This window comes from Streptomyces sp. MJM8645, assembly GCF_001625365.1.
Taxonomy (GTDB): domain Bacteria; phylum Actinomycetota; class Actinomycetes; order Streptomycetales; family Streptomycetaceae; genus Kitasatospora.
Genome location: NZ_LJJF01000001.1, coordinates 3,597,365 through 3,617,604, shown reverse-complemented (window position 1 = coordinate 3,617,604; position 20,240 = coordinate 3,597,365). Strand labels below are relative to the sequence as shown.

Genomic DNA, 20,240 nt, shown 5'->3' with positions numbered 1-20,240 from the left:
CCCACCGCTGTTCCAGCCCCCACCAGACCCGAGAGGGCCGCACCGTAGTGACCAGCAACCAGAACGGCGCCACCTACGCCGCAGCCGGCGTCGACATCGAGGCGGGCGACCGCGCCGTCGAGCTCATGAAGCAGTGGGTGAAGAAGGCGAACCGCCCCGAGGTGGTCGGCGGTCTCGGCGGCTTCGCCGGCCTCTTCGACGCGTCCGCCTTCAAGCGCTACGAGCGGCCGCTGCTGGCTTCGGCCACCGACGGCGTGGGGACCAAGGTGGCCATCGCGGCCGCCATGGACAAGCACGACACCATCGGCCACGACCTGGTCGGCATGGTCGTCGACGACCTGGTGGTGTGCGGCGCCGAGCCGCTGTTCATGACCGACTACATCTGCGTCGGCAAGGTCGTGCCGGAGCGGGTCGCCGCGATCGTCAAGGGCATCGCCGAGGGCTGCGCGCTGGCCGGCTGCGCCCTGGTCGGCGGCGAGACCGCCGAGCACCCGGGCCTGCTCGGCCCGGACGAGTACGACGTCGCGGGCGCCGGCACCGGCGTGGTCGAGGCGGACGCGCTGCTCGGCGCCGACCGCGTGCGGGCCGGCGACGTGGTGATCGCGATGGCGGCCTCGGGCCTGCACTCCAACGGCTACTCGCTGGTGCGCCACGTGCTGCTGAACGAGGCCGGCTGGAAGCTGGACCGCAAGGTCGAGGAGTTCGGCCGCACGCTCGGCGAGGAGCTGCTGGAGCCGACCCGGATCTACTCGCTGGACTGCCTGGCGCTCACCCGCGCCACCGAGATCCACGCCTTCTCGCACGTCACCGGCGGCGGCCTGGCGGCCAACCTGGCCCGGGTCGTCCCGGACGGCCTGCACGCCCGCCTGGACCGCGGCACCTGGACCCCGCTGCCGGTCTTCCAGACCGTCGCCCAGGTCGGCAAGGTGGCCACCCTGGAGATCGAGAAGACGCTCAACATGGGCGTCGGCATGGTCGCGGTCGTCCCGCCGTCCTCGGTGGACGCCGTGCTGGCGATCCTGGAGGACCGCGGCGTCGAGGCCTGGCTGCTCGGCGACATCGTCGAGCGCACCGGCGAGCACGAGGCCGGCGCGGCGCTCTACAACGCCTACGAGGGCTTCACCGCGGGCTGAGCCCGGCGGGACGACGGAAGGGCCCCTCCGGCGCACCGGAGGGGCCCTTCCGCGTCCTGCCACCCGGGGGGCGGCGACCCACCCGGTACGCCACCCGGTACGCCATCCGGTACGCGGAAACGCCGAAGACCGGCCTGGCGCGCTGGGCGCTGGGCCGGTCGGCGAAACTACTGGCTACGAGCGGCGAGAGGCCTGCGACGGCCCGGTGCCCGGCTCGGTGTCGTCCTCGTCGTCGAGGTCGGCATAGCGGGCGGCGTACTCGGCATACGGGTCGTCGTCCTCCTCCTCCTCGATCGGCTCCGGGTCGATCGGAGCGGTGGACGGCGATGCGCCCAGCTCGTTGGACAGACGGTTAGCGTCAAACCCGCCGCTGTTGTACTTCAGCTCGCGGGCGACCTTCGTCTGCTTGGCCTTGGCCCGGCCGCGCCCCATGGGTCGACCCCCTCAACGATGGGGCTCACGGCCCCGAGTCTGACACGTGTTCATGATCAGGAGCGGCCTGCCCGAATGGGAGGACCGTCCCTTGGAGCATTAACGGTACCTGTTTCCGCCGCTGGACGGTACGTCGTCGGTGTGACGTGGCGCGCACCGACCGCACCCGAGACCAGGTCTTCCCAGGTCAGGGGAGGTTTTGCGGCGGTTTGCGCGCTGTCCGGAGGTGTCTCAGGTCCGTCGTTCCAGGACCGATTATCCCCCCAAGGGGGACCTTGGATCACCCGATCGGGCGCAGAAGTGAGAATCCGGTTCCACATCGTGATGCGCGGGGGACGGCTGGGCCCCTCCCGCCCGGGGGCGGGTCACGGGGGTGCGGCCGCCCCCCGCGCGTCCGAGGTTCCGGGGGCGCCGGATCAGGCCCGGCGGGCGCCCGGCAGCAGGACCGTGCGCAGCGCGCTGATCTCGCGCATCCGCTTCTCGGCCAGGCGGTCGGCGGCGACCGCCGGCGGGACGCCGTCGGAGGCGGCCCGGGTGAAGATCTCCAGGGTGGTGTCGAAGATCCTGGTGGCCTTGTTCTTGGCCCGGTCGAAGTTGAAGCCCTCGATCTCGTCGGCGACCTGGATCACGCCGCCGGAGTTCACCAGGTAGTCCGGCGCGTAGAGGATGCCGCGGTCCGCGAGGTCCTTCTCGACGCCCGGGTGGGCCAGCTGGTTGTTGGCCGCGCCGCAGACGATCGTGGTGCCGGACTCGCCGAGCGCGGCCACCGTGTCGTCGGTCAGCGCGCCGCCCAGGGCGCAGGGGGCGTAGACGTCCAGCCGGGCCTGCAGCAGGGCGGCGGTGTCGGCGACGACCTCCACCTCCGGGTGGGCCGCGCGGACGCGGTTCACGGCGGTCTCGGAGACGTCGGTGATGACGACGGTGGCGCCGTCCGCGACGAGGTGGCCGACCAGGTAGTGGCCGACCTTGCCGACGCCCGCGACGCCGACCCGCTTGCCGCGCAGGGTCGGCTGGCCCCAACGGGCCTGGGCGGTGGCGCGCATGCCCTGGAAGACGCCGAAGGCGGTCAGGATGGACGAGTCGCCGGCGCCGCCGTGCTCGGGCGAGCGGCCCGTCACGAACTGCGTCTCGCGCGCGATGACGTCCATGTCCTGCACGTAGGTGCCCACGTCGCAGGCGGTGATGTAGCGGCCGCGCAGGGACTCCACGAAGCGGCCGTAGGCACGGAGCATCGCCTCGTTCTTGTCCTTGTTGGGGTCGCCGATGATGACGGCCTTGCCGCCGCCGAGGTCGAGCCCGGCCAGCGCGTTCTTGTAGGACATGCCGCGGGACAGGTTGAGCGCGTCCTCCAGGGCCGCCTCCTCGGAGGCGTACGGGAAGAAGCGGGTGCCGCCGAGGGCCGGGCCCAGCGCGGTGGAGTGGATGGCGATGATCGCCTTGAGCCCGGAGCTGCGGTCGTGGCAGAGGACGACCTGCTCGTGGCCGTCGCCGGGGGCGCCGTCCTGCTCGGTGCGGAAGATCCTGCTGAGCACTCCGGGTGCGGGGTGCGTGGCGGATGTCTGTACGTCGGTCACTGTGGTGACTCCAGTATCGAAGGCCCGCCTGCTGTGGTGCGGGCGCCTAGGGCGAAGCGTAGTCGCGGGAGCGTCGCCGATCCGCCCTCTTGTCCGAGCTTGTCCCGGTGGTCCGAGGAGTGAGACGCAGGGGGGGTGCGCGGTGCGGGCGCGAACGGTTCGCGGGCGCGCCCTCCCGGGGCCGGTCGGCGCGTGCGACCATGCAGGACGTGACCGTCGTGCGCACCTCGGTACTGCCGCCCTACGCCGCCCACCTGCGGGTCTACGAGCCGCTGGCCGCCTACCCGGAGTCCGAGCGGGTGCGCTGGCAGGCCTACGCGGCGGAGCACGGCCCGGACGCCGTCGAGGCGGCGCAGCCGGTGGCCGCGGCCGTCCTGGAGGAGCAGCGGGAGGCGCTGGCGGAGCTGGCCGCCCGGACGCCCCGGGCGCTGCCCGAGCGGGAGAGCGGGCGGGCCTACCTGCGGGTGGTGGACGGCGTGCTGTACGTCTGCCCGTGGGCGACCAGGCTGCGCAGCTGGCAGGCGTTGGAGGAGCTGCGGGCGGCCGCGCCGGTGGCGCTGCTGGACACCGCGGTGCCGCCGGTGGCCCGGGCGGCGGCGGAGGCGGACCGGGAGCGCTGGCGGGCCGGCCATCCGGACGCCCGGCCGTGGATCCTGACCAGCCGGTGGGAGGTGCCGGTGCGCTGGTTCCTGCCGTTCGGGGACGAGGACCGCTGTTTCGTGCCGGCGCAGGAGCCGGGCAAACCGGGGCGGGCGGCGGCGCTGTTCTACCTGGCGCCGATGGCGCAGGCGCGCCGCCGGGTGGCCCGGGCCTTCCGGGCGCTGCGTGAAGAGGTGCCGGACGGGGAACTGGTCCGGGGGGCGGAGCAGATCGGGCGGTGGCTGGAGGAATTCCATCCGCGCTCGCTGGTGGAGCTGGACTACGGGGGGCTGGTGCATGTGCTGGGGCCGGAGCGGCTGTTGGCGGATCGTTCGGCGGGGGAGCTGGAGGAGGGGCTGCGCGCGCTGCGGGCGGGGGACACCGCACAGGCGCTGCACGCGTACGGGGAACTGACGGCGCGCTGGCGCAGGGTGCTGGCGCTGCGGTACGCGAACTGACGTCCGACCAGCCGTGTATGACTGTAAGAGTCCTATGGCCCGAGCTGGATGACCAAGGTCCCGGTTCGGGTCAATAGCTGTCGAACGTGACACTACTCACCGTTGACGCGAACTTACCCCTATGTGCAAAAATGGGACAACCAGCCCAACTTCACGCGGGCATGCCCACTTTTGGGTGGTTCTGGAGTCGATGCGTGCTTTGCGGGGAAACAGGGGGTCTGGTCCCCTCGTAACCAGGCGTCACGGCCGCGTGACTGCCCGTTATGGGGTGGTCCATCGCCATCCGTCGCTCTTGAACCCGTGAGGGGTCAATTTTGGCGGTTTGGTCGATAGGGCTGGACGGATGGTGTAGTTGTAGACACCAGGACAAGCCGTTCGTCCTATAACCGACTCGGCCCGTCTATGCCATTTCGGGCATCGCGGGCCAAGGTGCAGAATTTGAAGGATAGAACCGCCCTGGTTCGGTTCTCCCGAGGAGGCCGCTCATGACCGCTCGTACCCCTGATGCTGAGCCCCTGCTGACGCCGGCAGAGGTCGCCACCATGTTCCGCGTGGACCCGAAGACGGTCACTCGTTGGGCCAAGGCGGGCAAGCTGACGTCCATTCGCACGCTCGGCGGTCACCGCCGTTACCGCGAGGCGGAGGTGCGCGCTCTGCTGGCCGGGATTCCCGCTCAGCGCACTGAGGCCTGATAGGCCAAAGGCTCTTTAAAGGGGCCGCTTACCGGACTCCGCCGGGTCCGGTAAGCGGCCCCTTTGCCATGCCCGCCCGCCGTGCCCGGGTACTCGGCACAACGTACGGAATGCTGAACTCCGGATAACGATTTGATGCGCATGATGCGGGGGGGATTTACAGTTAATGGCTGTACAATTTTACATATTAAATTAGTGAGGTCTTGGTGAGGGTGGTGCGGGGGTGCTCTCGGGAAAAGATAAGTGACGACCGTCACACCGTCTGTCACTTGTGGTCTGGACCTGGTCCGGGATAAACACCGGACGCCAAAAGCGAGAGGCCCGGAACCTGACGGTTCCGGGCCTCTCGCACTGCGGCGATCCCGACGGGACTTGAACCCGCGACCTCCACCTTGACAGGGTGGCGAGCTAACCAACTGCTCCACGGGACCAGAGTTTTCTGATCTCGTTCACTCGCTTGCCGCGCTGCGAACAAGACAGACTGTAGCCCATGGTGGGCCCCCAGGTCGAACTGGCACCTGAGGGCCCCCGAGGAGGCCGCCGCCCAGCTCAGAGCGTGGCCCTGGCAGCCTCCATCGCCTTGGTGATCCGCTTCTCCGACACCGGGCTCGGTGTGCCCAGCGACTGGGCGAAGAAGCTGACCCGCAACTCCTCGATCATCCAGCGGATCGCCAGCACCTCCGCGGACGGCTGCCGGCCTGCCGGCACCGCCGCCAGCAGCTCCCCGTACTCCCGCTGCACCTGCTGGACCTTCAGCAGCTGCTGGGCGTCCCGCTGCGGGTGGTTGGGCAGCGCCTCCAGCCGGCGGTCCACCGCCAGCAGGTAGCGCTTGAGGTCCGGCAGCCGCTGCCAGCCGGTGTCCGTGACGAAGCCCGGGTGCACCAGGGAGGCCAGGTGCAGCCGGATGTCGTTCACCGCGTTCAGCAGCACCGGGCTGCTCACCGACTTCAGCCGGGTCGAGGCCTTGTGGAAGGCGATCAGCGCGGTGGCCGTCTTCAGCGTGGTGTCCGCGGACAGGTCGTACAGGTCCGCCCGCACCTTGTCGTGCAGCGTGCCGAAGGCCGCCTCGTCCCAGGCCGGTCCGCCGGCCAGGGTCATCAGCCGGTCCGTCGCACAGGCCACCACGTCCTCGAAGAGGGCGTTCACCGAGCCGTGCGGGTTGTGCGAGAGCGCCAGCTTCGCCTGGTTGCCCAGCCGGCCCTGGATCGACTTGGCCGGGGAGGTGGTGGTCAGCATCAGTAGCCGGCGGGTGCCCGCCCACATCGACTGCGTCTGCGCCTGCGGGGTGTCGAACAGCTTCACGCCGACCGACTCCCCCTCGTCCACCAGGGCCGGGTAGGCGCGCAGCGAATGGCCGCGCGAGCGCTGTTCGAAGGTGCGCTGGAGCACGGGCAGGCCGCCCGGCCAGGCGGTCAGCCCGCCCTGCTCGATGCCCTGGCCGGAGGCCGCCGAGGACAGCGTCTCCTTGAGCTTCGGCTTGAGCCGCAGCCGCAGCTCCTCCAGGTCCTTGGACTCGGCGAGCTTGCGGCGGCCGTCCACCACCCGGAAGGTCACCTTGAGGTGGTCCGGCACCCGCTCGTCGTCCCAGGCCTCCGGCGGCACGGTGATGGCCGTCAGGCGCTTGAGGGCGTGCTCCAGGGACGGCAGCAACGGCTCCTGGCGGTCCTTCACCGCGCGCAGCGCCGCCTTCGCGAAGTCCGGCGCCGGCACGAAGTTGCGCCGGATCGCCTTCGGCAGCGACTTGATGTACGCGGTGACCAGCTCCGTCCGCAGGCCCGGGATCTGCCAGTCGAAGCCCTCCGCGGTGACCTGGTTGAGCACCGGCAGCGGGATGTGGACGGTCACGCCGTCCGCGTCGCTGCCCGGTTCGAACTGGTAGGTCAGCTGGAAGCGCAGCTTGCCCTGCTGCCAGTGGTCCGGGTAGTCGGCCTCCGTGACGCCGTCCGCGGAGTCGTTGATCAGCATCGACTTCTCGAAGTTGAGCAGGTCCGGCTGCTCGTGCCGGGCCGTCTTCCACCAGGAGTCGAAGTGCCGGGTGGAGACCACGTCCTCCGGCAGCCGGGCGTCGTAGAACTCGAACAGGGTCTGGTCGTCGACCAGGATGTCCCGGCGCCGGGCCCGGTTCTCCAGCTCCTCGACCTCGCCGAGCAGCTTGCGGTTCTCGGCGAAGAACCGGTGGTGGGTCTCCCAGTCGCCCTCGACCAGCGCGTTGCGGATGAACAGCTCGCGGCACAGCTCCGGGTCGATCCGCCCGTAGTTGACCTTGCGCTGGGCGACGACCGGCATCCCGTAGAGCGTCACCCGCTCGTACGCCAGGACGGCTCCGGCCTTCTTCTCCCAGTGCGGCTCGCTGTACGTCCGCTTGATCAGGTGGCCGGCCAGCGGCTCCACCCACTCCGGCTCGATCTTGGCGTTGATCCGCGCCCACAGCCGGGACGTCTCCACCAGCTCGGCCGACATCACCCAGCGCGGCGGCTTCTTGAACAGGCCCGAGCCCGGGAACACCGCGAACCGGGCGCCGCGCGCGCCGCCGTACTCGCGCTTCTCCACGTCGAACAGGCCGATGTGGGAGAGCAGGCCGGCCAGCAGCGACTGGTGGATCCGGTCGGCGTCCGGCTCGGCGTCCTCGTGCGGCTCCTCGATGGTGACGCCCAACTGCTTGGCGACCGTGCGCAGCTGGGTGTAGATGTCCTGCCACTCCCGTATCCGCAGGTAGTTGAGGAACTCCGCCTTGCACATCCGGCGGAAGGCCGAGGAGGACAGCTCGCGCTGCTGCTCCCGGACGTAGCGCCACATCGCCAGGTAGGACAGGAAGTCGGAGGTCTCCGAGTTGAACCGGCGGTGCCGCTCGTCGGCGGCCTGGCGCTTCTCGGCGGGGCGCTCGCGCGGGTCCTGGATGGACAGCGCGGCGGCGATCACCATCACGTCGCGCACGCAGCCGTTCTTGTCGGCCTCCAGCACCATCCGGGCCATCCGCGGGTCCACCGGGAGCTGGGCCAGTTGGCGGCCGAGCGCGGTGAGGCGCTTGCGCGGGTCCTTCTCGTCCGGGTCCAGCGCGCCCAGCTCGTGCAGCAGGTGCACGCCGTCCTTGATGTTGCGGGAGTCCGGCGGGTCCAGGAACGGGAAGGCGGCGATGTCGCCGAGGCCCGCCGCCGTCATCTGCAGGATCACCGAGGCCAGGTTGGTGCGCAGGATCTCGGCGTCGGTGAACTCGGGGCGGGAGAGGAAGTCCTCCTCCGAGTACAGCCGGATGCAGATGCCGTCGGAGGTGCGGCCGCAGCGGCCCTTGCGCTGGTTGGCGCTGGCCTGGCTGACCGCCTCGATCGGCAGCCGCTGCACCTTGGTGCGGTGGCTGTAGCGGGAGATCCGGGCGGTGCCCGGGTCGATCACGTACTTGATGCCGGGGACGGTGAGGCTGGTCTCGGCGACGTTGGTGGCGAGGACGATCCGGCGGCTGCCGGAGCGCTGGAACACCCGGTGCTGCTCGGCCGAGCTCAGCCGGGCGTACAGCGGCAGGACCTCGGTGGACTTGAGTTTCAGCTTGTCCAGGGCGTCGGCGGTGTCGCGGATCTCGCGCTCGCCGGAGAGGAAGACCAGGATGTCGCCCGGGCCCTCGGCCTGGAGCTCCTGGGCCGCTTCGCAGATCGCCTGGATCTGGTCCCGGTCGCGGTCGGCGTCCGTCGCGTCGTCGTCCTCGTCCAGGTCGTCGACGAGCGGGCGGTACCGGACCTCCACCGGGTAGGTGCGGCCGGAGACCTCGACGATCGGGGCGTCGTTGAAGTGCCGGGCGAAGCGCTGCGGGTCGATGGTCGCGGAGGTGATCACGACCTTGAGGTCCGGTCGGCGCGGGAGCAGCTGCTTGACGTAGCCGAGGATGAAGTCGATGTTGAGGCTGCGCTCGTGCGCCTCGTCGATGATCAGGGTGTCGTACTGGAGCAGTTCGCGGTCGGTCTGGATCTCCGCGAGCAGGATGCCGTCCGTCATCAGCTTGACCAGGGTGTCCTGGCCGACCTGGTCGGTGAACCGGACCTTCCAGCCGACCGCCTCGCCCAGCGGGGTGCGCAGCTCCTCCGCGACCCGCTCGGCGACCGTACGGGCGGCGATCCGGCGCGGCTGGGTGTGGCCGACCAGACCGCGCACGCCGCGGCCCAGCTCCAGACAGATCTTCGGGATCTGGGTGGTCTTGCCGGAGCCGGTCTCACCCGCGACGATCACCACCTGGTGGTCCCGGATGGCCGCCAGGATCTCGTCCTTCTTCTGGCTGACCGGCAGCTCGGCGGGATAGCTGATCGGTGGGACGGCACCGCGGCGCTGCTCGACCAGCAGCTCGGCGCGGTCGATGTCGGCGGCGATCTGGGCGGCGACCTTCTGCCGGGCCTCGGGCTTGCGGACCCGACGGGCCCCCTCCAGTCGGCGCCCGATCCGCACCTGGTCGCGCAGGGTCAGCTCGGGCAGGCGGGCGGCCAGCTCACCGATACCGGGACCCTCGGCGGGTGCGGGGGCGGACTGGACTGCGGGAGAACTCACTGCGGGCATCCCTCTAGGTTCGCAAGGAGGTACGGCGGCGCGCACCTCGGTTTTCGAGCCTCTCCAGTGTCACAGCCACCGGCGGCCGAGCGCGAACGGCGGGCCCGGGTGCCGGCGACGTCGGGCCGGACGGCTCCGGGCCGGGCCAGGCAACGGTTCGCGGCGGTTTCGGGCTCTGGGGGTTGAGGAGGTGCTCATGGGAGCCCAGAAGACCGCGAGGGACGAGGAGTTCCGCGCGTTCACCGGCAGCGCGTGGACGCGGCTGCTCAGGACGGCGTACCTGCTCGCGGGGGACAGGCACACCGCCGAGGACCTGGTCCAGCAGGCCCTGGAGCGGGCGTACGTCGCCTGGAGCCGGGTCCGGGCGGCCGACGACCCGCACGCCTACGTGCGCCGGATCCTGATCAACGAGCACGCCCGGCGGTTCCGCCGCCGAGCGGCCGAGGACCTGGTCACCGCCGTCCCCGACCGGGCCGCACCTGAGGGCCCCGACGGCTACGCGCGGCTGGACGAACGGGCGGCGCTGCTCACGGCCCTCGGCACACTGCCGCCCCGGCAGCGGCAGGCCGTCGTGCTGCGGTACTGGGAGGACCTCACCGAGACCCAGACCGCCGCGGCGATGGGCTGCTCGGTCGGGACGGTGAAGAGCCAGGCGGCCAGAGGCCTGGCCAAGCTGCGGGAGGCCTCCTCACTCAACGGGCTGGCGAGCATCGGAGGCGGAAGATGAGCAACGAGGGCAACGTGGGCGGCGAGGGCGCCATGGGCAACGTGGGCGGTGCGGGCGGCGAGGACACGGCCGGGGCGGGGGCCGGGGGCGCGGCCGGCGCCGAGGCCGCGGCGGCGCGCGTCCTGGGCGAGCTGGCCGGAAGCGTCGAGATCGGGGCCGTCCCGTACGACCGGCTGGTCGCCGGGGGGCGGCGCCGGCTGCGGCGCCGGCGGCTGCTGACCAGCGGGGCGGTGGCGGTGCTGGTCGCGGCGGCCGTCGTCGGGGGGACGGCGCTCGGCGGGCTCGGGCGGGGGCGGGGGCCGGGCAACGCGGCCGACGCGGGGGCGGTGGTGGCGGACGCCTCGACCGTCACCGCCGCGGAGGCCGCCGGGGCCGCCGGGGCCGCCGCGGGCACCGCGGGCACCACCGCGACACCGACCGCTCCCGCGCGGGATCCGTTCACCCCGGTCCGGGTCGTGGTCGGCCACGGCACCACGAACGGCAGGCAGTGGCAGGCGTGGGCCGCGTTCTGGCCGGCGGCCGCCACCAAGGAGGACGCCCTCCGACAGGCCCGGCTGATCTGGGAGGACCGGCACGCGGCCATCCCGCAACTGCCGGAGACCACCCGGGCGGACATCGACCGGAGCTGGCGCCCGGACGTGGACCTGGTGAACCTCTACGCCACCGTGGACGGGCAGCGCCAGGTCGACGACGCGATGCACGACACCCCCGCCCCGGGGGTGCCGGACGGGGCGATCATCGACCGGGCCACCTCCGGAGGAGGGACGATGCTCGGGTTCAAAGGCGGGGAGCTGGGCGCCTCACCGGTGGTGATCGCCGGGGTCCGGCCCCGGGTCGCGAAGATCGTGGTCACCTGGGACACCGGCGGCATCAGCGAGTCGGCGCCGGTCGCCCTCGGGGACTCCCCGACGCGCTGGTACGCGATCGCCAGGAAGCCGGGCGCCCAGGCCCGCACGTTCACGTACTACGCGGCTGACGGCTCCGTGCTGGGCACCGACGCCAGCTGGTTCCGCTCCTACTGAACCCTCCCGGCGCCGTGCCGGCCTCGACGCCGCCCGCGCGACCGGCCCACCTCCCCCCTGGTCAGCTCGCCCGGCCGCCTGGCGAGCTGACCCGAGGGGAGCCGCCCGAGATCAGCAGGGCAGCAGGTCGCCGGTGACCAGCTCGAAGCCGAAGGGCTCCGGAACGCGCATCGTCTCGCCGAACGCGATGTCCTCGCGCCGGTGGTACCGGGTGCCGTCCGGCCTGCTGAAGAGGGTGACGGTCTTCTCCCGCGCGTCGACCAGGAGGTACAGCGGGATCCCCATCAGCGGGTAGTCCCGCACCTTCCCGACCCAGTCGTTCTCGGGGTTGGAGGGCGAGACCAGCTCGACCGCGATCGCGGCCAGCTCGGCGGGCACCTGGTTGTCGGTGGTGGCCAGCGCGTCGTCCGGAAGGTACGTCAGGTCGGGATTGCGGCTCTTCCCGACGTTGGGCGAGATCAGATCGGTGTTCTCGCTCGGCAGCAGCCCGGCCGGGGTGTGGGCGTCGAATTGCCGGCGCACCACCAGCAGGTTGCGCTGGTGGATCCCCGAGGGGCTCACCATCATGGTGATGGTGTCGCCGGAGAGCTCCACCTTGAAGCCGTCGGGCAGGCTCCTGCGGGCCTCTTCCAGAAGCTCGAAGTGTTCCGGGGCCATGAGTGCGACGCCTCCCGAACCGAATCCACCGGTGTCCGGCACCCAGCGTAGTCGGCGCCCGGCCCCAGGCCCCGGGCCCCCGGAACGGCGGAAGCCCCGCAGCGTCATCGCTGCGGGGCTTCCGATCTGTGGCCAGGGCCGGGGTCGAACCGGCGACCTTCCGCTTTTCAGGCGGACGCTCGTACCAACTGAGCTACCTGGCCGTACTGCACCGTCTCTTGCGAGACGAGCGATCCCGACGGGACTTGAACCCGCGACCTCCACCTTGACAGGGTGGCGAGCTAACCAACTGCTCCACGGGACCTTGTAGTGGTTTCCCACTAAGGTCTTGCGGCACTGCTTTTTACTACGGTACTGCGTGCCCCCAACGGGATTCGAACCCGTGCTACCGCCTTGAAAGGGCGGCGTCCTGGGCCACTAGACGATGAGGGCTTGCGGCCTGTCCCGCTGTTCCCAGCGTTCGGGGACGTCGAGAAGCATATGGGATGCAGGGCGGATCGCCAAAACGGGTTTCGGCCGGGTGGGTGGGGGCCGCCCGAGGGCCGCTTGGGGCGGGGGTCAGGACCAGCCGAGTTCGTCGAGTTCGTGGTCGTCGAAGCCGAAGTGGTGGGCGACCTCGTGGATGACCGTGGTGCGGACTTCGGCGACGACCTGGTCGTGGGTCTCGCAGTGCCGGAGGGTGGGGCCGCGGTAGATGAGGATCCGGTCGGGCAGGACGCCCGCGTACCACTCGCCGCGTTCGGTGAGCGGGGTGCCCTCGTAGAGGCCGAGGAGTTCCGGGTCGGCGGGGTCGGGCTCGTCCTCGACGAAGACGGCGACGTTGTCCATCATGGCCGCGAGCTGCGGGGGAATCTGGTCGAGGGCGTCGCTGACCAGCGTCTCGAACTCGTCCCGGGTCATCTCCACCGGTTCATTGTCGGGTCTGGAGTGACGCTGTGCCAGACGGCGGGAGCCGGTGTTTGATGGGGTTATGGCGACCTCGGACGGCACGGTGGACGGCCCGGCGCGGACCCGGCCGGCGGACGAGGGGGCGGTCGCCCGGAGGCGGCCGCCGGTGTGGCGCGGGCAGGGGCCGGCCGTGGTGGTGATCGCGGTGGGCGGGGCGATCGGGTCGGTGGCGCGGTACGGCGCCGGGCTGGCCTGGGCGAACGGGCCGGCGGCGTTCCCGTGGACGACGCTGCTGATCAACGTGGTCGGGTGCGCGGTGATCGGGGTGTTCCTGGTGGTGATCACCGAGGGGCGTCCGGCGCACCCGCTGCTGCGGCCGTTCTTCGGCACCGGGGTGCTGGGCGGCTTCACCACCTTCTCGACGTACGCGGTGGACATCCGGCGGCTGGTGGAGGAGGGGCGGCTCGGGCTCGGGCTGGCGTACCTGGGGCTGACGCTGCTGGGCGCGCTCGGCGCGGTGTGGGTGGCGGCCGGGCTGACGCGCCGTCTGATCGCCCGTGGTGGCGGGGGCGTGCGGTGAGCAGGTTGAGCGGGCCGGCGCTGCGGCTGACCGTGCTGGTGGGGGAGAACGACCGCTGGCACCACCGGCCGCTGTACAGCGAGATCGTGCACCGGGCGCGCGCGGCGGGGCTGGCCGGGGCGAGCGTGTTCCGGGGGATCGAGGGGTTCGGGGCGTCGTCGCTGGTGCACACGGCGCGGCTGCTGTCGCTGAGCGAGGACCTGCCGGTGGCGGTGGTGATCGTGGACGAGGAGGAGCGGGTGCGGGCGTTCCTGCCGCAGTTGGACGGGCTGGTGGCGGAGGGCTTGGTGCTGCTGGACCGCTGCGAAGTGGTCAGGTACGTGGGGCGGGAAGGGGCTTCGGGGTGAACTGGCTGCTGGTGGTGGCGGGCGCGGTGGTCGGCGCGCCGCTGCGGTACCTGACCGACCGGGCGGTGCAGGCCCGGCACGACTCGGTGTTCCCCTGGGGGACGTTCGCGGTGAACGCGGTCGGCTGCATGGTGCTCGGCCTGGTGACCGGGGCGGTGGCGGCGGGGGCCGCGTCCCCGCAGGTCCAGGTGCTGCTGGGGACGGGGCTGTGCGGGGCGCTGACCACGTACTCGACCTTCTCGTACGAGACGCTGCGGCTGGTCGAGACCGGGGCGGGGCGGTACGCGCTGGCGAACGTGGTGGGCAGCGTGGTGGTGGGGCTGGCCGCGGTGTACGCGGGGGCGGGGCTGGCCTCGGCGTTCTGGGGCTGAGCAGGCCGCCGGTCTGCCGGTTCGGCGGGCTGTGGCGGAGGCGGCCCGGGCGCTTCCTGGCGCGCTGCCCGTGTCCCGTCGGGGCGGGCGCGCGTTGGGCACCGAAAAGCGGCCGCGCGAGCAGTGGGCGGCCCGGGTGGGGCGGTGGAGAGGGAGCTCGGTGGCTTCGGTGCGGGCGGTTCGGGCGGTGGTGCGTACGGTTTCGGCGCGTGCGGTTTCGGCGCGTACGGCTTCGGTGCGTGCGGCGGCGGTGCTGGCGGTGGCCGGGCTGGGGCTGACGGGGTGCATGTCGGTCGGTCCGGAGGCGGAGGTGAAGCGCGGGGTGGCGCCGGTCGGGCAGGTCGGTCCGGCGGGCAAGCCGGGGGTGACGAGCGGGCCGTCGGCCTCGCCGAGCGGCGTGCATCCGGGGAGTGCGTCCGGGCGCCCGGAGCGTCCGGGGGGCTTGCAGGGCGAGAACGCGCCGGCCGGGGCGACGGCCACGGCGGCGGGCGAGGTGGCGCCCGGCGTGAACGGCGCGGCCGCTGGCGTGGTCCCGGTGCCGGGGGCGCCCGCCGTGGACCCCGCGCCGGCCGGCACCGGCGCGAACGGTTCGGCGGGGGGCGTGAGTGCCAGCCCCGCGCCCCGGCCGGGCGGCGGCGCGTCGGCCGGTACCGGCGGTGCGGCGGGTACCGGGGGCGCGGGAGGGGCCGGCGGCACCGGTGAGGGCCGCTCCGGCGGTACGGCGGGCACGCCGTCGGCCACGCCGAGCAGCCGCCCCTCGACGTCCCCCGAGCCCGAGCACACCTCACCGGCCGCGACCGTCCCACCGACCCCGGAGCCCTCGGCCGGTAACTCCGGTTCCTCGGCCCCGAGCCCGCATGCGGGTGGGCATTAGCGGTCTGGCCAGGGCATTTGCCTCTGATCCCGAGGTTCGTCTATGGTGGTAGATCGTTCGTTTGATTCATTTGACTGGCGCCCTATTCCCATCTGGCGCCCTTGGCGCGTTCCGGCGATCCGTGGCTGACCGCATAGAGGCGGTTGTGAAACAGAACCCCCGGACTTTGGCGCGTGCCACTTCCGGAAGGTTTTACATGTCTCTCGTTGACGACGCCCGCTTCGCCATGCCCGCGAGCGAGGCCGCCGCCGATGTCACCGACACCGCCGACACCCTCACCGACACCGTCGAGGCCGTTGAGGCCGTCGAGCCCACCGACGCCGACGTCGAGCTGAACGCCGACGCCGTCGAGGCCGAGGAGCCCGCCGAGCCCACCATCACCTTCGGCGACCTGGGCCTGCACGACGACGTCGTGCGCGCCCTCGCCAAGCGCGGTGTCACCACCCCGTTCCCGATCCAGGCCGCGACCATCCCGGACGCCCTGGCCGGCAAGGACGTGCTGGGCCGTGGCCGTACCGGCTCCGGCAAGACCCTCAGCTTCGGCCTGCCGCTGCTGACCCGCCTCGCCGACGGCGAGCGCACCAAGCCCAAGCACCCGCGCGGCCTGATCCTCGTCCCGACCCGCGAGCTGGCCATGCAGGTGGCCGACGCCCTGGAGCCGTTCGGCTCGGTGCTCGGCCTCAAGCTCAAGGTCGTCTGCGGCGGCACCTCGATGTCGAACCAGATCTACGCGCTGGAGCGCGGCGTCGACGTCCTGGTCGCCACCCCCGGCCGTCTGCGCGACCTGCTGAACCGCGGCAGCGCCAAGCTGGCCGACGTCCGGACCGTCGTGCTCGACGAGGCCGACCAGATGGCCGACATGGGCTTCCTGCCCGAGGTCACCGAGATCCTCGACCAGGTGCCGGCCGGTGGCCAGCGCCTGCTGTTCTCCGCCACCCTGGAGAACGAGATCGACACCCTGGTCAAGCGCTACCTGAAGAACCCGGTCACCCACGAGGTCGACCCGTCGGCCGGCGCGGTCACCACCATGACCCACCACATCCTCGTGGTGAAGCCCAAGGACAAGGCGCCGATCACCAACGCGATCGCCGCCCGCAAGGGCCGCACGATCATCTTCGTCCGCACCCAGATGGGCGCCGACCGCGTCGCCGAGCAGCTCATCGAGGCCGGCGTGAAGGCCGACGCGCTGCACGGTGGGATGACCCAGGGCGCCCGTACCCGCGTCCTCGGCGACTTCAAGGACGGCTACGTCAACGTCGTCGTCGCCACCGACGTCGCCGCCCGCGGCATCCACGTCGACGGCATCGACCTGGTCCTCAACGTGGACCCGGCCGGCGACCACAAGGACTACCTGCACCGCTCCGGCCGCACCGCCCGGGCCGGGCGCTCCGGCGCCGTCGTCACCCTGGTGCTGCCGCACCAGCGCCGCGGCGTCTTCCGCCTGATGGAGGACGCGGGCGTCGACGCCTCGCGCCACATCCTCGACCACGCCTTCGACGCCGAGGTCGCCAAGATCACCGGCGCCCGTTCGCTGATCGAGGTCCAGGCCGAGAGCGCGGCCGGCATCGCCGGTGCCGCCGAGCGCGAGCTCGCCGACATGACCCGCCAGCTGGAGCGCGCGCAGCGCCGCACCACCGAGCTGCGCGAGGAGGCCGACCGCCTGGCCGCGCGGGCCGCCCGCGAGCGGGCCGAGCTGGGCATCGAGGACGAGGCCCCGGCCGCCGAGGCGGGCGACGAGGCCGCTGCGGAGACCCCGGCCACCGAGGTGCCGGCTCCGGCCGCCGCGCCGCAGGCCGAGGAGCGCACGCCGTCGTACCGCGAGGCGCGCACCGAGCGTCCGGCCTTCAACCGTGACCGTGACGACCGTGGTGGCCGTTCCGGTGGCTTCAACCGTGACCGTGACGACCGTGGTGGCCGTTCCTTCGGTGACCGCGATGACCGTGGTGGCCGCTCGGGTGGCTTCAACCGCGACCGTGACGACCGTGGTGGCCGTTCCGGTGGCTTCAACCGTGACCGTGACGACCGTGGTGGCCGTTCCTTCGGTGACCGCGACGACCGTGGCGGCGCCCGCTCGGGTGGCTTCAACCGTGACCGTGACGACCGTGGTGGCCGTTCCTTCGGTGACCGTGACGGCGCCCGCTCGGGCGGTTTCAACCGTGACCGTGACGACCGCGGCGGCCGTTCCTTCGGTGACCGCCCGGCCCGCACCGGTGGTGGCTTCGACCGCGACCGTTCCGGTGGCTTCAACCGTGACCGCGACGACCGCGGCGGCCGCTCCTTCGGCGACCGTCCGGCCCGCACCTTCGGTGACCGCCCGTCCTTCGGCCGGGACCGTGACGAGCGCGGCGGCAGCAACAACCGTCCGTTCGCGCGTCGTGACGACCACCGCTCCGGCGGCCGTCCGCAGACCTCCGGTGGTGGCTTCGGCCGTGACCGCGACGACCGTGGCGGCGCCCGCTCGGGCGGCTTCGACCGCGACCGTTCCGGTGGCTTCAACCGCGACGACCGCAAGCCGCGCTGGAAGAACTGACGCCGTACGGCCGGTGGTTGACCACCGGTAGCTGAACAGCTGAACACACACGACGGGCCCGCTCCATGCGCTGGAGCGGGCCCGTCGCGTTCCCCCGATACCCCCCGGGTACCTCCCCCGGTACCCCTCGCACCCCCGAGGTGTTGTTCTGCGGCTGAGAATAACCTGTGGCGCGGCCCGGCGGAAGTCCCGTAGCGTCCCGGACATGAGCAGCAGACTGCATGACGTGGCCCGGGTGAACGAGGAGATCGCCGAGCGGGGGAGCTACCGGGCGGCCGGTGGCGAACTCGTCATGGTGGAGGAGCAGTTGGCGGCCGCCAGGGCCGGCACGGTGTCGTACGCGCCGCCGGCGCTGGACGCGCTGCTGCGGGGCGGGGGCCCGGGGCCCGGGCCGGATCGGCCGGGTCGGCCCGGGGGGCCCGTCAGGGCGGTGGAGGTGACGGCCGAAGGCAGCATCGAGGCCGCCCGGCGCCTGGTCGAGGGCGGGGCTGGCCCGGTCGGGGTGCTCAACTTCGCCTCCGCGCGCAACCCCGGCGGCGGCTACCTGCGCGGCGCCCGCGCCCAGGAGGAGGACCTGTGCCGCAGCGCGCTGCTCTACACCTGCCTGCTGGAGGCGCCGGACTACTACGAGGCGCACCGCGCCTCCACCGACCTCCGGTACAGCCACCGGGTGATCGTCTCGCCCGACGTACCGGTGATCCGCGGCCGGGGCGGCGACCTGCTGGCGCGGCCGTACCCGGTCACCTTCCTGACCTCGCCCGCACCCAACGCGGGCCAGCTGGAACGGCGCTCGGCCGACGTGGACGTCCGGGGCGTGCTCGCCGAGCGGGCCGTCCGGGTGCTCGCGGCGGCGGCTCGGCACGAGGTCCGCACGCTGGTGCTCGGGGCCTGGGGCTGCGGGGTGTTCCGCAACGACCCGGCCCAGGTCGCCGAGGCCTTCGAGGGCGCGCTCTCCCGGTACGGGGCGGCCTTCGAACAGGTGGTGTTCGCGGTCTGGGACCGCTCACCGGTCTCGGCGAACCGGGCCGCGTTCGAGGCGCGGTTCGGCGGGGCGGCGCAGCCCGGCGCGGGGGTGCGCTGAGGCCGCCGCCGGGTGCCGCTGGGTGCCGCCGGGTGCCGCTACCGCTTGCGGGCGGCCAGCGCCGTCGCGGCCGTCGAGGCCGCCGCGACCACACCGGTGACGGCGAAGACCGACGGCCAGGCGCCGATCTTCTTCGCCAGCGGATGCGAGCCGCCGAACGCCGCCACGTACAGGCCGGTCAGCGCCGCCGCAGTGGCCGCGCCCGAGCTGCGGTGCCACTGCGCGGCCGCCCCGGCACCGGCCACCGCCAGCACCGCGCCGCCCAGTTCGCGCCGGCCGCTCCAGCGGGCGACGCCGTAACCGCCCACCAGGCCGCTCGCCGCGGTCAGCGCGGCGGGCGCGGCGGCCGAGAGCACGTTGGGGACCTTCGCCATCGTCGACTCCACTCGTAGAGGTTGTCCCGACTTCCTGTTCCGGCTTCCGACCATAGCCCGCCCGCCCCGCGCCCGTCCGGGCCTCCCCGCCGTCGGGTCCTGCTGCCGTCGGGTCCCGCCGCTTTCGGGCCTCCCCGCTTTCGGGTCTCCCCGCGGGCGCGTTACCGGAACGCCTGTTCGGCGGGTTGTGCCGGCACCGTGCGGGCCAGCCGCTGCGCGGCCTCCGCCGGGGGCAGCACCCGTTCCAGCCGCAGGTCGCCCGGGACCTCCTGGAGGAGCCGCCCGGCGGACCAACTGCGCTCGTACGGCGGCGGGTCCAGGACCAGGGTGCGCACGCCGTCCACCACCGGGATGTCGCTGGGCGTCCCCTCGTTCCACAGCCACGAGCCGTCCGGGGCGACCAGGTTGAACGCGCCGGTCGCGACCACCCGGCGGTCGTCCGGGAGCGCGGTACGGGCCAGCGCCACCACCTCCGGGTCCGGCCGGGTGCCCGGCAGGTGGCCGCCGCCGATCAGCACCTCGGCGAGCAGGGTGTGCAGTTGGAAGGTGTCGCCCAGCCCGTCCATGCGCAGCAGGTAGCCGGTGCCGGTGGGGCGGTCCAGCACCAGCAGCGGCTCGTCGTCGAGGACCAGCGCCAGGTGCGCCAGGCCCTTGAAGTCGTGCCGCCCGCCGTCGTACCGCTCGAACAGCTCCAGCAGCACGTCCGTCACGCCCGAGGTGCGCGCCTCGCGGCGCACCGGCGGGTGCGCGTACACGGCCCAGGCGGCCCGCTGCCACAGGTGCAGCGTCCACCAGCCGACCACGGCCAGGTGCGCGTGCCACGCGTCCAGGTGTGCCGGATCCGCGACCCGGTCGTGCGCCTCGACCGGGTCGTCGCCCTCCGGGTCCGGCAGCGGGCCGCCGCCGGTCTGCGCCCACCGCCGCGTCAGCCGCTGCGTGCCGGTCAGCGCCCCGTGCAGGCCTGCCAGCACCGGGCCCGCGCAGCCGACCGGGTCGGCGCCGTTCTCCACGCAGGCGCCCACGACCATCGCCAGGTGCGCCCGGGGGAACGGCGGGGCGCCCGGCAGCAGCGCGGCCAGCCGGGGGCCGGCTGCGGCGGCCTCGGCCGGGCCGGCCGACCCGAACAGCCCGCCCACCAGCGCCAGGGCGGGGCCGAAGCGGTCGTCGTCCCCGGCGGCGGCCACCGCCTCCAGCCCGGCCACCGCCTCCAGGAGGGTGGGCTGCTGACGGTGCGGCGCATCATGGTCGGAAGACACCGCCGCAGCATAGGCGGCGCTGCGGGCGGGCCCGGTGGCGGGTGCCGGGTCGGCTGCCGGGCCACGGCCTTCGCGCCG

Annotated in this window: 17 protein-coding genes and 4 tRNA genes; 10 read left to right on the top strand and 11 right to left on the bottom strand. The window is 72.8% G+C overall.

What is annotated here, in order from left to right; translation table 11 throughout:
• Positions 1-47 precede the first annotated feature (47 nt).
• Positions 48-1,133, top strand: coding sequence for a phosphoribosylformylglycinamidine cyclo-ligase (gene purM, locus A6F73_RS15455; RefSeq protein ID WP_063348339.1), 1,086 nt, complete (start codon positions 48-50; stop codon positions 1,131-1,133).
• 174 nt (positions 1,134-1,307) lie between these two features.
• Here the strand turns inward: purM and A6F73_RS15450 are convergent, their stop codons facing one another.
• Both A6F73_RS15450 and A6F73_RS15445 read right to left on the bottom strand, forming a co-directional pair.
• A complete protein-coding gene (locus tag A6F73_RS15450; RefSeq protein WP_063348338.1) occupies positions 1,308-1,565 on the bottom strand; it encodes a DUF3073 domain-containing protein in 258 nt (85 codons plus the stop codon).
• Between the two features lie 416 nt (positions 1,566-1,981).
• Positions 1,982-3,139 (bottom strand): Glu/Leu/Phe/Val dehydrogenase dimerization domain-containing protein, encoded by a 1,158-nt coding sequence (locus tag A6F73_RS15445; RefSeq protein WP_063348337.1) that lies wholly within the window; start codon positions 3,137-3,139, stop codon positions 1,982-1,984.
• A gap of 209 nt (positions 3,140-3,348) precedes the next feature.
• On the opposite strand from A6F73_RS15445, the gene A6F73_RS15440 reads away from it, so the two are divergent.
• Together A6F73_RS15440 and bldC are read left to right on the top strand one after the other, a co-directional pair.
• Positions 3,349-4,236, top strand: a complete 888-nt coding sequence (locus A6F73_RS15440) for a hypothetical protein (RefSeq protein ID WP_244293398.1) — start codon at positions 3,349-3,351, stop codon at positions 4,234-4,236.
• Between the two features lie 485 nt (positions 4,237-4,721).
• On the top strand, positions 4,722-4,928 hold the full coding sequence (bldC, locus tag A6F73_RS15435; protein ID WP_014137253.1) for a developmental transcriptional regulator BldC: 207 nt from the start codon (positions 4,722-4,724) through the stop codon (positions 4,926-4,928).
• Positions 4,929-5,285: 357 nt separating this feature from the next.
• Here bldC and A6F73_RS15430 read toward each other — a convergent pair.
• Positions 5,286-5,359, bottom strand: a tRNA-Asp gene (locus tag A6F73_RS15430).
• A gap of 118 nt (positions 5,360-5,477) precedes the next feature.
• Positions 5,478-9,464 (bottom strand): ATP-dependent RNA helicase HrpA, encoded by a 3,987-nt coding sequence (hrpA, locus tag A6F73_RS15425; protein WP_063348335.1) that lies wholly within the window; start codon positions 9,462-9,464, stop codon positions 5,478-5,480.
• 187 nt (positions 9,465-9,651) lie between these two features.
• Between hrpA and A6F73_RS15420 the strand changes: the two genes are divergently transcribed.
• Together A6F73_RS15420 and A6F73_RS15415 are read left to right on the top strand one after the other, a co-directional pair.
• A complete protein-coding gene (locus A6F73_RS15420) occupies positions 9,652-10,182 on the top strand; it encodes a SigE family RNA polymerase sigma factor (protein ID WP_063348334.1) in 531 nt (176 codons plus the stop codon).
• A complete protein-coding gene (locus tag A6F73_RS15415) occupies positions 10,179-11,204 on the top strand; it encodes a hypothetical protein (RefSeq protein ID WP_063348333.1) in 1,026 nt (341 codons plus the stop codon). Before A6F73_RS15420 ends, A6F73_RS15415 begins: the two co-directional genes overlap by 4 nt.
• A 111-nt stretch (positions 11,205-11,315) precedes the next feature.
• Here A6F73_RS15415 and A6F73_RS15410 read toward each other — a convergent pair whose 3' ends face one another.
• The 5 genes from A6F73_RS15410 to A6F73_RS15390 form a co-directional block, all read right to left on the bottom strand.
• Complete coding sequence (locus A6F73_RS15410; protein WP_063348332.1) at positions 11,316-11,861, bottom strand: Uma2 family endonuclease; 546 nt, start codon at positions 11,859-11,861, stop codon at positions 11,316-11,318.
• A 129-nt stretch (positions 11,862-11,990) separates the two neighbouring features.
• Positions 11,991-12,064 (bottom strand) — tRNA-Phe (locus A6F73_RS15405).
• Positions 12,065-12,091: 27 nt separating this feature from the next.
• Positions 12,092-12,165 (bottom strand) — tRNA-Asp (locus A6F73_RS15400).
• 55 nt (positions 12,166-12,220) lie between these two features.
• A tRNA-Glu gene (locus A6F73_RS15395) sits at positions 12,221-12,293 on the bottom strand.
• A 126-nt stretch (positions 12,294-12,419) separates the two neighbouring features.
• Positions 12,420-12,761 carry a metallopeptidase family protein gene (locus A6F73_RS15390; RefSeq protein WP_063348331.1) on the bottom strand — a complete coding sequence of 114 codons (342 nt, stop codon included), beginning with the start codon at positions 12,759-12,761 and terminating at the stop codon, positions 12,420-12,422.
• Between the two features lie 70 nt (positions 12,762-12,831).
• Here A6F73_RS15390 and crcB (A6F73_RS15385) point away from each other — a divergent pair, with 70 nt between their 5' ends.
• The 5 genes from crcB (A6F73_RS15385) to A6F73_RS15365 all read left to right on the top strand — a co-directional run bounded on the left by crcB (A6F73_RS15385) (position 12,832) and on the right by A6F73_RS15365 (position 18,532).
• Positions 12,832-13,329 carry a fluoride efflux transporter CrcB gene (crcB, locus tag A6F73_RS15385; protein WP_063348330.1) on the top strand — a complete coding sequence of 166 codons (498 nt, stop codon included), beginning with the start codon at positions 12,832-12,834 and terminating at the stop codon, positions 13,327-13,329.
• Complete coding sequence (locus tag A6F73_RS15380) at positions 13,326-13,676, top strand: DUF190 domain-containing protein (RefSeq protein ID WP_063348329.1); 351 nt, start codon at positions 13,326-13,328, stop codon at positions 13,674-13,676. The genes crcB (A6F73_RS15385) and A6F73_RS15380 overlap by 4 nt, the downstream gene beginning before the upstream one ends.
• Positions 13,673-14,047, top strand: a complete 375-nt coding sequence (gene crcB, locus A6F73_RS15375) for a fluoride efflux transporter CrcB (protein WP_063348328.1) — start codon at positions 13,673-13,675, stop codon at positions 14,045-14,047. Before A6F73_RS15380 ends, crcB (A6F73_RS15375) begins: the two co-directional genes overlap by 4 nt.
• 1,070 nt (positions 14,048-15,117) lie before the next feature.
• Complete coding sequence (locus A6F73_RS15370; protein WP_063348327.1) at positions 15,118-17,451, top strand: DEAD/DEAH box helicase; 2,334 nt, start codon at positions 15,118-15,120, stop codon at positions 17,449-17,451.
• A 205-nt stretch (positions 17,452-17,656) separates the two neighbouring features.
• A complete protein-coding gene (locus tag A6F73_RS15365; RefSeq protein ID WP_063348326.1) occupies positions 17,657-18,532 on the top strand; it encodes a TIGR02452 family protein in 876 nt (291 codons plus the stop codon).
• A 38-nt stretch (positions 18,533-18,570) separates the two neighbouring features.
• Here A6F73_RS15365 and A6F73_RS15360 read toward each other — a convergent pair whose 3' ends face one another.
• Both A6F73_RS15360 and A6F73_RS15355 read right to left on the bottom strand, forming a co-directional pair.
• Positions 18,571-18,906, bottom strand: a complete 336-nt coding sequence (locus A6F73_RS15360) for a hypothetical protein (protein ID WP_063348325.1) — start codon at positions 18,904-18,906, stop codon at positions 18,571-18,573.
• A 161-nt stretch (positions 18,907-19,067) separates the two neighbouring features.
• The gene (locus A6F73_RS15355; RefSeq protein ID WP_159398463.1) at positions 19,068-20,162 is read right to left on the bottom strand and encodes a hypothetical protein; all 1,095 of its coding nucleotides are present in this window, start codon (positions 20,160-20,162) and stop codon (positions 19,068-19,070) included.
• Positions 20,163-20,240: the final 78 nt, after the last annotated feature.